The sequence below is a fragment of the Streptomyces sp. NPDC020597 genome, from assembly GCF_044335095.1.
Taxonomy (GTDB): Bacteria; Actinomycetota; Actinomycetes; order Streptomycetales; family Streptomycetaceae; genus Streptomyces.
Map to the genome: position 1 here is coordinate 330,303 of NZ_JBIRUL010000003.1, position 12,934 is coordinate 343,236.

A 12,934-nucleotide genomic window follows, 5' to 3' on the forward strand; every position below is an offset into this window, starting at 1 on the left:
GCTGCGTCCTGATCACCTCCTGATCACCCTCTGGTAGGGCGCACGCGGGCGCGCGCTGGAGGAGACCGATCGTGGGTTACCGGCCGGTACAGGGCCGGGGCGAGGCAGGTACGGGGCTGGTGCGGGGCTGTACGGGACCGGTGCGAGGCGGGTGTCAGGCCGGTACGGAGGGCGGCGGCAGCGGCGCGGGGCGGGGCCGACGGGACTGTGGTCCAGGTCACATCGAAAACTTCCGGGTCCGGGAAATAACCGGGGACGCCGTCCCCGTTTAGCTAGGTGTCCGAGTGAAACGGGGACTGGCTCCCCGGATCGCAGCAACAGACGTCCGTGGCGCACCGCGCGTCACACGAACCGCAGACAGGAGTACGCCGTGCAGACCGCGACCGCGACCCCCGCAGAGCGCAAGGCGACCCGGCCCCGCGCCGACGCCCTGCGCAACCGGGAGCGGATCGTCTCCGCCGCCCGCGAGATGTTCACCGAGTTCGGCCCCGACGTGCCGCTCGACGAGATCGCCCGCCGGGCCGGCGTGGGCAACGCCACGGTGTACCGCAACTTCCCCGACCGGGACGCGCTGGTCCGCGAGGTCGTCTGCTCGGTGCTGGACCGAACGGTCCGGGCCGGACGGACCGCCCTCGCGGAGACGGGCGACGCGTTCGAGGCGCTGGAGCGCTTCGTGCACGCCTCGGCCGACGAGCGGATCAGCGCGCTGTGCCCGATGATCTCCAGCACCTTCGACGAGCACCACCCCGACCTCGAGGCCGCCCGCGAACGGTGCGAGCGGATCATCGAGGAGGTCATGGACCGCGCGAGGGCGGCCGGGCAGCTCAGGCCCGACGTCGGCGTGGGGGACGTGATGATCGCGGTGGCGCAGCTCAGCCGGCCCCCGGCCGGCACGGCCTGCCCGAGCGCGGACCGCTTCCTCCATCGCCATCTGCAGCTGTTCCTGGACGGACTGCGGGCTCCCGCCCCCTCCGTGCTGCCAGGGGTGGCAGTGACCATGGAGGACCTGCGCCGTCCCTGAGCGATCCTCCCTCAACGACAGGCCCTGAACGACCGGCCCTGAACGACCGGCCCTGAACGACAGACCGAGAGCGGCCGGTCCGCAGGCCGCCGCACTCCGCCCCTCTTCTTCCTCGACCTCCCTACCTTCTCGTCCTCGTCCTCTTCCTTCTCTCTCCATCCCTGTACTTCTGTTCCTTCCGTTTTTTCCGTCACGAAGTCCCGAAGCGGGTATTCCCATGTCTGAAACAGCCCAGAAGGCCTCGGCCCCGGTCCCCGGCAAGGGGGGCGGGCCGGACGCCAACCGCTGGAAAGCGCTGGCCTTCATCGCTCTCGCCCAGCTGATGGTCGTCCTCGACGCGACCATCGTGAACATCGCGATGCCCTCCGCCCAGCAGGACCTGGGCATCTCCGACGGCAACCGGCAGTGGATCGTCACCGCCTACGCCCTCGCCTTCGGCGGTCTGCTGCTGTTCGGCGGACGCATAGCCGACCTGTGGGGACGCAAGCGCGCCTTCGTCGTCGGCCTCGGCGGTTTCGCCGCGGCCTCCGCGCTCGGCGGCGCCGCCGTCAACGAGGCGATGATGTTCGGCGCCCGTGCGCTCCAGGGCGCGTTCGGCGCGCTGCTCGCACCCGCCGCGCTCTCCCTGCTCGCGGTGATGTTCACCGACGCGAAGGAGCGCGCCAAGGCGTTCGGCATCTACGGTGCGATCGCCGGTGGCGGCGGCGCCGTCGGCCTGATCCTCGGCGGCTTCCTCACCGAGTACCTGGACTGGCGCTGGACGTTCTTCGTGAACATCCCGTTCGCGATCGTCGCCGCGGCCGGCGCGTACTTCGTCATCCGTGAGCCGGAGGGCGGCCGCAACCGTTCGCCGCTCGACATCCCGGGCGTCATCCTCTCCACCCTCGGTCTGGTCTCCCTGGTCTACGGCTTCACCCGCGCCGAGTCGGAGGGCTGGAGCGACTCCGTGACCATCGGCATGTTCGCCGCGGCAGCCGTCCTGCTGGCCGCCTTCGTGATCGTCGAGTCGAAGGTCAAGGCCCCGCTGCTGCCGCTGCGCGTGATCACCGAGCGCAACCGCGGCGGGATCTACCTCTCCCTCGGTCTCGCGATCATCGCGATGTTCGGCCTGTTCCTCTTCCTGACCTACTACCTGCAGATCGTGAAGGGCTACACGCCGGTCAAGACCGGGTTCGCCTTCCTCCCGATGATCGCGGGCATGATCACCGGCTCCACCCAGATCGGCACCCGTCTGATGACCCGGGTCGCCCCGCGTCTGCTGATGGGTCCCGGTTTCCTGGTCGCCGCCCTCGGCATGTTGCTGCTGACCCGGCTGGAGATCGACTCCTCGTACACGGCCGTGCTGATGCCGGCGATGCTGCTGCTCGGCCTCGGTATGGGTACGGCGTTCATGCCGGCCATGTCCCTGGCCACGTACGGCATCGAGCCGCGGGACGCCGGTGTCGCCTCCGCGATGGTCAACACCTCGCAGCAGGTGGGCGGCGCGATCGGCACCGCCCTGCTGAACACCATCGCCGCGTCCGCGACGACCTCGTACATCAAGGACCACATCGCCGGCGCCGCCTCCAAGCCCCAGCAGCAGCTGGTGCAGCTGGAGGGCATGGTGCACGGCTACACCAGCGCCATCTGGTTCGCCGTCGGCATCCTGGTGGCGGCCGCCGCGATCGCCATGACCCTCATCAACGCCGGCAAGCCGGACATGGGCGCGGTCACGGGCTCGGGGTCGAAGGACGCCGAGGAGACCGTCCCGGTGATGGTCCACTGACCCGCCCGTGGCATCCGGCCCGCCCGGCCGGCTGACCCGCCCACGGGTACGGCGGAGCCGGGCGGGTCCGCCGGTCTAGCGGAGCCAGGGCAGGTCCGCACCCGCTTCGTTCGGCTGAAGTCCCTCGGCGATGATCTGCATGATCTCGCCGAGGGACTTCTGCTGTTCCGGGGAGAGCCGGTCGAACAGGGCGTTGCGCACGACGGCGACATGGCCCGGCGCGGCGCGCTTGAGCATGTCCAGACCCTCGTCGGTCAGCACGGCGAACTGGCCGCGCTTGTCGGAGGGGCAGTCCTCGCGGCGCACCCAGCCGTTCTTCTCCAGACGCGCGATGGCGTGGGAGAGGCGGGAGCGGGTGATCTTGGCGTGCATGGCCAGTTCGGTCATCCGCAGCCGCCGGTGGGTGCACTCGGCGAGCTTGACCAGGAGGCCGTAGTAGACGTGCGGCATGCCCGCATCACGTTGCAGCTGCCGGTCCATGTGGTCCTCGAGGAGGGTGGTGGCGTGCACGTAGGAGCGCCAGACGAGCTGTTCCTCTGCGGTGAGCCAGCGCGGCTGCGGCTCGTCGGCGGATGTGGGTGCCTTCTTCATGTACTCCACTGTAAACGCCAGCTCCTTGAAATTTAAATCATTTAGGAATATGCTCATGGCCGTTGACGTTTTAGATTTCAATCAACCATCGCGACCGATGTCGTCCGGTGACCCGGCTCGGTCCCACCCCGGGAAGGAGTGGCTGCCATGTCCGCCGCAACTCAGGAGCTCACCCTCCCCCAGGAGCGCATGCCCGCGCTCTACCTCAGTCATGGCGCCCCGCCGCTCGCGGACGACCCGGTGTGGCCCGGCGAGCTCGCCGCGTGGTCGGCGGACCTGCCCCGCCCCAAGGCGATCCTGATGGTCTCCGCCCACTGGGAGGAGGCCCCGCTCGCCCTCGGCGCCGTCGACCCCGTCCCCCTCGTCTACGACTTCTGGGGCTTCCCCGAGCACTACTACCAGGTGAAGTACGACGCCCCCGGCGCGCCCGGACTCGCCGAGAGCGTGCGCAAGCTGCTGCGCGCCCCGGGCATCCCCGTACAGGACATCCCCGACCGCGGACTCGACCACGGCGCCTACGTCCCGCTCGTCGAGATGTTCCCGGCCGCCGACATCCCGGTCCTGCAGATCTCCATGCCGACGCTCGACCCCGTGAAGCTGATGGACATCGGCCGCAAGCTCGCACCGCTTCGGGACGAGGGGGTCCTGATCGTCGGCTCCGGGTTCTTCACCCACAACCTGGCCGCGCTGCGGCATCCCGGCGGGGGCGTGCCCAGCTGGTCCGCGGAGTTCGACGACTGGGGCCGGCGCGCGCTGGAGACGCGTGACTGGGACGGTCTGCTCGACTTCCTCCACAAGGCCCCGGCCGGCCGGTACGCCCATCCGCGCACCGAGCACTTCGCCCCGCTCTTCGTGACCATGGGCACCGCGGAGGTGACCGGCGAGCTGGACGCCCAGAAGTCCGTGATCGACGGGTTCTGGATGGGCCTGGCGAAGCGGTCCGTGCAGTTCGGCTGACCCGCCCGCCCGCGCCGGCCGAGGGGTCCGAGCGCCCCGGACGGCGGACCGCCGTCGGCCCGCCTCGGCGGCCGGGCGCGGGGACGGCTCCGCCGGTGCTCAGAGGTCTTTCTCGTACCAGGCCACGTCCCAGTAGCGGCCGAACTTGCGGCCCACCTCCCGGTAGGTGCCGACGTGCCGGAACCCGAAGCGTTCGTGCAGCCGCACGGACGCTTCGTTGGGCTGTGCGATGCCCGCGTACGCGCGGTGCAGGTCCTCGTCCGCGAGCGCCTCGAAGAGCGCCTTGTAGAGCAGCGTGCCGATGCCGCGCCGGCCGGCGTCGGGAGCGACGTAGACCGTCACCTCCACGGACGTGGAGTAGGCCGCCTTGGGCCGGTAGGGACTGGATGTCGCGTAACCCAGGATCGTCTGTGGGACGCCGTGGATGTCCTGTGAGTCCGTTTCCGTGGCAACCATCAGGCGGTACGGCCCGTCTTCAGGGTGGGAGAGCAGCCAAGGACGTCGCTCTTCCGGACTGAAGACCGCGGTGTCGAATGTGATGGGCGTCTCACGTACGTAGTGGTTGTAGAGGCTGGTGAGGGCTTTGAGGTCACCCTCGACTCCTGGCCTGACCTGCACCTCTGTACGTTCCGACGACATCGGCCCTCCTCGCGTGGTCGGACAGGGTACTGCAAGATCATCAAATTCGGGGTGCGGGTTGGGAATTCTGTCCTGATTCCAGTCGTTGTTTCCATCAGATGCCGGGCACCCGAGGAGAGTCGCAAGTTCCGAGAGTGACCGGGCGTCTGAAGGGCCACCCGCCGAACCTCCATCGCAAGGGAGCACGCATGGCAACCCGTGCCGTCGCCCGCCGCAAGTCCGCCACCGGCGAGACGAGCAGCGCGGCCCGCAGTGTTCGCGCCCATGGCGGCGAGATCGCCGACCGCGACCTGGTCGGCATGTACCTCGACGAGATCGCGCGCACACCCCTGCTCGACGCCGCGAAGGAAGTCGAGCTGTCCCAGATCATCGAGGCCGGCGTGTTCGCGCAGCAGGTCCTCGACGGCGAGGAGGAGTCCAGGGCGGACGCCTCCCGCGAGGAGCTCGAGGCTCTGGTCGCGGACAGCGAGCGGGCCAAGGACATCTTCATCCGTTCGAACCTCCGGCTGGTGGTGGCGGTCGCCCGCCGCTACCCCCGAAGCGGTCTCCCCCTCCTCGACCTCATCCAGGAGGGCAACGCAGGCCTGGTGCGCGCGGTCGAGAAGTTCGACTACCGCAAGGGCTTCAAGTTCTCCACGTACGCCACCTGGTGGATCCGTCAGGCCATCACCCGCTCGATAGCGGACCAGTCGCGCACGATCCGGCTGCCCGTGCACCTGGTGGAGGAGCTCGGCCGGATCCGCCGCGTACAGCGCGAGTTCAACCGTGAGAACGGCCGGGACCCGGAGCCCGCCGAGATCGCCGCCGAGCTGGGCTCGACGCCGGAGCGCGTGACCGACGTGCTGGACTGGGCCCGCGACCCCGTCTCGCTGAACATGTCGGTCGACGACCAGGGCGAGACGCAGTTCGGCGACCTGCTGGAGGACACCTCCGCGGTCTCGCCCGAGCAGTCCGTCCTCACCCTGCTGCGCAGCGAGGAGTTGGACGGCCTGATCGACCGTCTCGACCCGCGCACCGCCTCCATCATCAAGATGCGTTACGGCATCGACGACGGCCGGGAGCGCACCCTGACCGAGGTCGGCAAGGAGCACGGCCTGACGAGGGAGCGCATCCGTCAGATCGAGAAGCACGCCCTGCTGGAACTGAAGAAGCTGGCCCGCGACACGGGCTTCGAGGCGGCGGCGTAGCAGGCCGGATGCAGTAGATCATCCGGTACTGCACGGCAGGGGTGGCCGGCGTCGGCGACGCGGGCACCCCGCCGTCCGCCGACGCGGAAGCCTGCCCCGCCGCGGCAAGTCGGCCGCCGGTGCCGGGCGTTGCGGTGTGGCCGCTGCGCCGACGCGACGTCGTCCTGACGGAAGGCGCTGCGGACGCGGGCCGGCTGGGGGCCGGTTCGTCCCGTCGCCGGTGCGAGGCGTCAGGCGGGTCGGGGCCGGCTCGCATCGGAAACGGGCGAGGACGCAGGCCGGCCGGCTCGCCTCGTATCGGCAAGTGGCGGCGGTGTAGGCCGGTTTGCTTCGGTCGCGCGAGGGGGCCCGAGCTCTGTGAACATGCTGTGGGCGTGCTGTGGTGTGGGGTTTCCGCCCGCGTGCGCCGGGTGGGCGCGGCCCGCGCAAACATGGCGCGGGAACGCCGCTTCAACCGACGGGAGCGGGGAAAAAGACTTCTGAGCACGGGAGTTCGGGCGATCTGGACCCTGTAGCTCTTCCCGAGATCTTCGCACCACGCGAGTGAGCCAAGTCCCGACGCACATCCCCCCGGTGCCGGGACTGTCCAGAGCCGGGCTTCGGCGTCTCTCCCCCCAGGCGCCGGGGCCCGGCTCCTTTGCGACGTGCGGGAGTTGCGGGCGCACACGACCGGCGCCCGATCCCGATGCGCGCGGGCACGTCGAGAGGCGGGGCACCCCGTACCTGAACCACGGGGTGGCCCGCCCGAATGGCAGATTGTGCCACATGGGCATAGCCTGCCGACGTGATCAGCTCGACCCCCTCCGCCGGCTCGGCTTCGCTGACCGAGCGGCGCAAAGCGGCGACCCGGATGGAGATCGCCCGGGCGGCGGCCGGCCTCTTCGTCAGCCGGGGCCTGAAGGCCACCCGCGCCGAGGACATCGCCCAAGCCGCGGGCATCGCTCCGCGCACGTTCTACCGGTACTTCGCGACGAAGGAGGAGGCGGTCGCCCCCCTCTACTCGGCCGGCGCCGAGCGCTGGGCGGAGGCGCTGCGCGAGGCCCCGGCCGAACTGCCGGTGCCGCAGGCTCTCGAACACGCCGTGCGGCACACCCTCGTCACCGGCAGGGGAGTGTCGGCGGCGTCCTGGGAATGGGTCCGCACCCTGATCCGGTTGGCCGGCGCCAGCCCCGCTCTCGGCAAGGTGTGGGCGGAGGTCTGTCACACCTCGGAGACCACGATCGCGGAGGTGCTGGCGGAACGGGCGGCGGCCGCCGAGGCCGGGAGGTCCTCCCCGTCGGCCCCGCCCTCGACCGCCGCGGACACCGCCGACTCCCCTGACACGCCCGGCAGTTCCGACGGGTCCGGTGCTTCGGACGGGTCCGGTGCTTCAGAAGGGTCCGGTGCTTCAGAAGGGGGCGGTGCCTCGGACCGGGCCGACGCCTCCGAGCCGCCCGTGCTTTCCGAAGCGCCCCTCGCCTCCTCGCGCCGGCGCTTCACAGCCGCCGTGGCCAGTGCCGCCGTCCGGGTCGCGGTGGAGAGCTGGGCGGCGACCGACGCCGCGCCGACCGGCCCGCAGGGCCCGGCCGAGCTGGCCCTGCACAACCTGCGGGCTCTGCACGGGTTCGCGTGGGATGCGGGACCGGCGAAGCGGACGTGACGCCGGGGCGGGGGCGACCGGTCGGCCTCTCTGGTCCTGGTCGGCCCCGCAGGGCCCGGCCGGTCCCGCCGGTCCTGCTCCATTCCCCGCCAGACCCCCGGCCCGCCTCCCCCTGACCGGCCCTTCCGGGCCCCCGGCTCGGCTCACCGCCCGTGGCCGGGCTCACCGTCCGCGGCTCGGCTCGCCGGGTCCGCTTCTTCCCTTCCCGCTTCCGCGTCGCTCGGTGGACCGGCTTGTGCCGCACGCCCCAGGCGTCCACTCAACTCCCTTGCGCAGTCCACCAGTTCTTGTGGTTCACGGACCGAGAACTCGTACCCCAGCATCGCGAACCGGACCGCCACCCACTCCACCGGATCGCTCGTGGTCCCCCGCAGCCGGCATCGGCGCGTCCCGCCGTCCGTCCCGCCGTCCGTGCCGCCGTCGTCCCCGTCTCCCGTCCCGGACGGTTCCGGTGCGACCGACGTGCTCAGCCAGGACGGCAGCCGGGACGCCACCAGCTCGGCGGGTGCGTCGAAGGTGACGTCGTACGCGTACTCGTCCGTGTCGGGACGCCGCTGGATGGACCGCCGGAGGTATTCCGCCGCACTGCCCGTGGGCAGCTCGCGCGGCGCGAAACGGGAGCCGGTCGCGAAGGGGTCCCGGACCCGGTCCACGCGGAAGGTCCGCCAGTCCTCGCGGTCGAGGTCGTACGCCACGAGGTACCAGCGCCGGCCCGTCGACACCAGCCGGTAGGGCTCGGTCAGCCGCCGCGACTCCGTGCCGTCCTTCGCACGGTAGGCGAACCGCAGCCGCTCCTGCCCGGCGACCGTCGAGGCCATGACTGTCAGCGTCTCGGGTGCGATGCTCGCGCCGTCCCCGCTGGTCAACGGCGTGGTCGCGGCCTGGAGTGTGGAGACGCGGTGCCGGAGCCTGGCCGGCAGCACCTGTTCGAGTTTGGCGAGGGCCCGTACGGAGGCCTCGTCGACGCCCTCCAGCGCGTGCCCCGCGCCGGCCCGCAGGCCGACGGCGATCGCGACGGCCTCCTCGTCGTCGAGCACGAGCGGTGGCATCGCCTTGCCCGCGACCAGCCGGTATCCGCCGTCCGAGCCCTTGCTGGCCTCGACGGGATATCCGAGTTCGCGCAGCCGGTCGATGTCCCGCCGGACCGTGCGTCGGGAGACCCCGAGCCGGTCCGCGAGCTCGCCGCCTGGCCATTCGCGGGGCGTCTGGAGGATGGAGAGGAGTTGCAGCAACCGAGCCGGAGTGTCCGTCGTCATGCTTCGAGAATGCCGCACCACTAGGACATGATCTGACCTAATGCCGTCCTACAGTCGCACTATGAACGACACGGACACCTCCATCGGGAACGAGAACGAGGCCGCGCCCGCCGCTCGGGCCACCGGCACCGGGACCGCCGCCATGACATCGGACGCGCCGGCGCCGGGCGACCGCCGCCGCTGGTTCGCGCTCGCGATCGTGATGACCGCGGCCTTCATGGACCTCGTCGACGTCACCATCGTCAACATCGCGATCCCCTCCATCCGGGAGGACGCGGGAGCGTCCTGGAGCCACATCCAGTGGATCACCGCCGGTTACGCGCTCGCCTTCGCCGCCGGCCTCATCACGGGCGGCCGGCTCGGCGACATCCACGGCCGTAAGAGGCTGTTCCTCATCGGCATCGGCGGCTTCACCATCGCCTCCGCGCTCTGCGGCTTCGCGGTGAACCCGGACATGCTGGTCGCCTCCCGCATCCTGCAGGGCGGCATGGCGGCGATGATGGTCCCGCAGGTGCTGTCGATCGTGCACGCCACCTTCCCGGCCCACGAGCGGGGGAAGGTGTTCGGGCTCTTCGGCGCGATCGTGGGGCTGGGGGCCGTCTCCGGTCCGCTGCTCGGCGCGCTGCTGACGGAGTGGAACCTGTTCGGGCTGGAGTGGCGGCCGATCTTCCTGATCAACCTGCCGGTCGGCATCGCGGGACTGATCCTCGGCAGCCGGTTCATCACGGAGTCCAAGGCCCCGAAGGCGCTGAAGCTGGACCTGGTGGGCGTCGTCCTGGTGACCCTCGGCCTGCTCATGCTCCTCTACCCGCTCACCCGCGGCCGTGAGCTGGGCTGGCCGGTGTGGGGGTACGTGTCGATGGCGGGTGCGCTGGGCGTGTTCGCGGCGCTGGTCGCCTACGAGCGGCGCAAGGCCGCGCGGGACGGCTCGCCGCTGATCGAGCTCTCCCTCTTCCGGGTGCGGAGCTTCGCGGCGGGCGTCGCCGTGCAGACGGTCTTCGGGATCGGCCTCGGCGTCTTCTTCCTGGTGTGGACGCTGTACATGCAGACCGGCCTCGGCTGGAGCCCGCTCAAGGCGGGGCTGACCGGAGTCCCGTTCTCGATCGCGGTGTCGGTGGCCGCCGGGATGTCCGTCCAGAAGCTGACCCCGCGCTTCGGGCGCAAGGTTCTCCAGGCGGGCGCCCTGACGATGACCGTCGGCGTGCTCCTCTACATCTGGGAGTCCGAGCGCTACGGCCTCGCCATCGCACCCTGGCAGATGGCGCTGCCGCTGGTCGTGATGGGCGCGGGCATGGGCCTGATCTTCGCCCCGCTGACCGACGCGGTGCTGTCGGAGGTGCCGCGCGAGCACGCGGGCTCGGCGTCGGGACTCATCAACACCGTGCAGCAGATGGGCAACGCGCTCGGTCTCGGACTGGTCGCCGTGGTCTTCTTCAGCGAGATCGGCGACCGGCTGGCCCCGGCCGAGGTCGGCCCCACCTTCGTGAACGCCTTCCAGCACGCGCTGGGCTGGGTGGCGCTGGTGATGTTCGGGATCTTCCTGCTGATGTTCGCTCTGCCGAAGCGGTCGGCGCAGCACCTGGAGGGCTTCGAGGACTTCCCGGAGGCGGGCTCCTCCGAGGCGCTGGAGCGGGACAAGGAGCGCGAGTTCGCCGGCTGAGCAGGAATCGCCGGCCGGGTTCGGCCCCGTGGACCGGGTTCGACTCGGTGGACCGGGTTCGGCCCGGTGGGCCGGGCGCGCGTTCCCGGCGAGGGGCCCGTCACCACAACGGTGACGGGCCCCTCCTTCGCGTCGGCGCACCGGAGGCATCGGGCCCGGCGCTGATCGATGCCTGCCCCTGCCCGTTCATGCCCGAATCGCGCCCGAACTTGTTTACTTCTCGGAAATCCGGGCGTAGTCTCCGTGACGAAACCACAAGTTCGGGCATAAACGTGGTAGCGGTCGGAGGAGAACGGACATGTACGCACCGGAGCGGCAGCAGGAGATCCTGCGGCTCGCCCGCGACGCCGGCCGGGTGGACGTCCTGTCACTGGCCGAGGAGTTCCAGGTCACCGCGGAGACTGTCCGCCGCGACCTGAAGGCCCTCGACCGTGCCGGCCTGGTGCGCCGCGTCCACGGCGGCGCCATACCGGTCGGACGCCTCGACTTCGAGCCGGACCTCGCCGAACGCGAGGGCACCTCCATCGACGAGAAGGACCGTATCGCCAAGGCGGCCCTCGCCGAACTGCCGGCCGAGGGCACGATGATCCTCGACGCCGGCACCACGGTGGCCCGGCTGGCCGCGGCCCTGCCGCTGGAGGCCGAGCTCACCGTCGTCACGCACAGCCTGCCCATCGCGGCCCGTCTCGCGGACCACCCCGGGATGCAGCTCCACCTCATCGGGGGGCGCGTACGGCACCGGACGCGCGCCGCCGTGGACGCCTGGGCGCTGCGTGCGTACGGGGAGATCCGCGCCGACGTCCTGTTCCTCGCCGCCAACGGCTTCTCCGCCGAGCACGGGCTGACCACGCCCGACCTCGCCGAGGCCGCGGTGAAGCGGGCGGCCGTCGCCGCGGCACGCCGCGTGGTGCTGCTCGCCGACTCCGCCAAGCACGGCCAGGAGCATTTCGCCCGCTTCGGCGACCTGGGCGACGTGGACCTGCTGATCACCGACGGCGGGCTCAGCGACGACGACACGGCCGCCCTCGAGCGCGGCGGCACGGAAGTGATACGAGCATGAGCGGCACCAGCGGCACCAGCGGCACCAGCGGCAACGTCGGCAGCGCGGGCCCCCGTGGGACCGACGGCAGCGCCGGCCCTCGCCGCGCCGACGCCGGTGCGGGCGTGATCCTCACCGTCACCCCCAACCCCTCCCTCGACCGTACCTACGAGGTTCCGGCCCTCGACCGCGGCGAGGTCATCCGCGCCACCGGGGAGCGGATGGACCCCGGCGGCAAGGGCGTGAACGTGTCGCGCGCGGTCGCGGCCACCGGGCGGCGCACGGTCGCCGTGCTGCCCCTGGGCGGCGCGCCCGGCGCGCTCGTCGCCGAGCTGCTCGCCACGCAGGGCATCGAGGTCGCGCCGGTCCCGGTCGCCGGAGCCACCCGCTCCAACATCGCCCTCGCCGAGTCGGACGGCGTCCTGACGAAGATCAACGCGCCCGGCCCCGAGCTGTCCGCAGAGGAACAGGAACGGCTGCTGGAGACCGTGCGCCGGCAGTCGCGCGGCGCGGACTGGATCGCCTGCTGCGGAAGCCTGCCCCGCGGGCTCACGCCGTCCTGGTACGCCGAGGTGGTCGCACGGGCGCACGCCGCAGGCACGCGCATCGCGCTGGACACCTCGGGACGTGCCCTGCTCGAGGCGCTGCGCGAGCGGCCCGACGTGGTGAAGCCGAACGCCGAGGAGCTCGCGGAAGCCGTCGGACGTCCCCTGGCGACCGTCGGCGACGCGGTGAAGGCGGCGGAGGAACTGCGCGCGATGGGCGCCCGCGCCGTGCTCGCCAGCCTGGGCGCCGACGGGCAGTTGCTCGTGGAGGACACGGGCACCTGGTTCGCGAGCGCCCGCGTGGACGTCGTGCGCAGCAACGTCGGAGCCGGCGACTCCTCCCTTGCCGGCTTCCTCGTCGCCGGCGGCAGGGGCCCGGCGGCGCTCGCCTCCGCCGTCGCGCACGGCGCGGCCGCCGTCCAGCTGCCCGGCAGCGTGATGCCGACCCCGTCCGACCTGGACCCGGCGGCGGTGACGGTCTCGGCGGAAGTGCCGGTGGACCGCCGACTCGAGGAGCCGGTGTCATGACGACGACTCACGCGCGCCCCGCGCCGCGCGGCGGACCGGCGCGTGAACGGCGAGGCGTCCCCTCCCTCGCCGCCTCCCACGGCCGGCAGGGCATCCCGAGCCGCCCT

General features: G+C 71.5%; 11 protein-coding genes. 8 read left to right on the plus strand and 3 right to left on the minus strand.

Annotated elements, in window-relative coordinates; genetic code table 11:
* Positions 1–370: 370 nt before the first annotated feature.
* Together ACH4ZA_RS07620 and ACH4ZA_RS07625 are read left to right on the plus strand one after the other, a co-directional pair.
* Positions 371–1,021 (plus strand): helix-turn-helix domain-containing protein, encoded by a 651-nt coding sequence (locus ACH4ZA_RS07620; protein ID WP_319276265.1) that lies wholly within the window; start codon positions 371–373, stop codon positions 1,019–1,021.
* Positions 1,022–1,238: 217 nt separating this feature from the next.
* Entirely contained in the window at positions 1,239–2,786 is a 1,548-nt protein-coding gene (locus tag ACH4ZA_RS07625) for an MFS transporter (RefSeq protein ID WP_398428451.1), read from the plus strand.
* Positions 2,787–2,861: 75 nt separating this feature from the next.
* Here ACH4ZA_RS07625 and ACH4ZA_RS07630 read toward each other — a convergent pair whose 3' ends face one another.
* Entirely contained in the window at positions 2,862–3,377 is a 516-nt protein-coding gene (locus ACH4ZA_RS07630) for a MarR family transcriptional regulator (RefSeq protein ID WP_319276360.1), read from the minus strand.
* A 147-nt stretch (positions 3,378–3,524) separates the two neighbouring features.
* Between ACH4ZA_RS07630 and ACH4ZA_RS07635 the strand changes: the two genes are divergently transcribed.
* Complete coding sequence (locus tag ACH4ZA_RS07635; protein ID WP_319276267.1) at positions 3,525–4,334, plus strand: class III extradiol ring-cleavage dioxygenase; 810 nt, start codon at positions 3,525–3,527, stop codon at positions 4,332–4,334.
* 99 nt (positions 4,335–4,433) lie between these two features.
* Here the strand turns inward: ACH4ZA_RS07635 and ACH4ZA_RS07640 are convergent, their stop codons facing one another.
* The gene (locus ACH4ZA_RS07640) at positions 4,434–4,973 is read right to left on the minus strand and encodes a GNAT family N-acetyltransferase (RefSeq protein ID WP_319276268.1); all 540 of its coding nucleotides are present in this window, start codon (positions 4,971–4,973) and stop codon (positions 4,434–4,436) included.
* Between the two features lie 188 nt (positions 4,974–5,161).
* On the opposite strand from ACH4ZA_RS07640, the gene ACH4ZA_RS07645 reads away from it, so the two are divergent.
* Positions 5,162–6,160 carry a sigma-70 family RNA polymerase sigma factor gene (locus ACH4ZA_RS07645; RefSeq protein ID WP_319276269.1) on the plus strand — a complete coding sequence of 333 codons (999 nt, stop codon included), beginning with the start codon at positions 5,162–5,164 and terminating at the stop codon, positions 6,158–6,160.
* Positions 6,161–7,010: 850 nt separating this feature from the next.
* Positions 7,011–7,799 carry a TetR family transcriptional regulator gene (locus ACH4ZA_RS07650; RefSeq protein WP_398428566.1) on the plus strand — a complete coding sequence of 263 codons (789 nt, stop codon included), beginning with the start codon at positions 7,011–7,013 and terminating at the stop codon, positions 7,797–7,799.
* Between the two features lie 143 nt (positions 7,800–7,942).
* On the opposite strand, the gene ACH4ZA_RS07655 is transcribed toward ACH4ZA_RS07650, so the two are convergent.
* Positions 7,943–9,055 (minus strand): helix-turn-helix transcriptional regulator, encoded by a 1,113-nt coding sequence (locus ACH4ZA_RS07655; RefSeq protein ID WP_398428453.1) that lies wholly within the window; start codon positions 9,053–9,055, stop codon positions 7,943–7,945.
* A gap of 142 nt (positions 9,056–9,197) precedes the next feature.
* Between ACH4ZA_RS07655 and ACH4ZA_RS07660 the strand changes: the two genes are divergently transcribed.
* The 3 genes from ACH4ZA_RS07660 to pfkB all read left to right on the plus strand — a co-directional run bounded on the left by ACH4ZA_RS07660 (position 9,198) and on the right by pfkB (position 12,827).
* A complete protein-coding gene (locus ACH4ZA_RS07660; protein ID WP_319276362.1) occupies positions 9,198–10,715 on the plus strand; it encodes an MFS transporter in 1,518 nt (505 codons plus the stop codon).
* 298 nt (positions 10,716–11,013) lie between these two features.
* On the plus strand, positions 11,014–11,775 hold the full coding sequence (locus ACH4ZA_RS07665) for a DeoR/GlpR family DNA-binding transcription regulator (RefSeq protein ID WP_398428455.1): 762 nt from the start codon (positions 11,014–11,016) through the stop codon (positions 11,773–11,775).
* A 104-nt stretch (positions 11,776–11,879) separates the two neighbouring features.
* Positions 11,880–12,827: a 1-phosphofructokinase gene (gene pfkB, locus ACH4ZA_RS07670; protein ID WP_398428568.1), complete on the plus strand. Its 948-nt coding sequence runs from the start codon at positions 11,880–11,882 to the stop codon at positions 12,825–12,827.
* Positions 12,828–12,934: the final 107 nt, after the last annotated feature.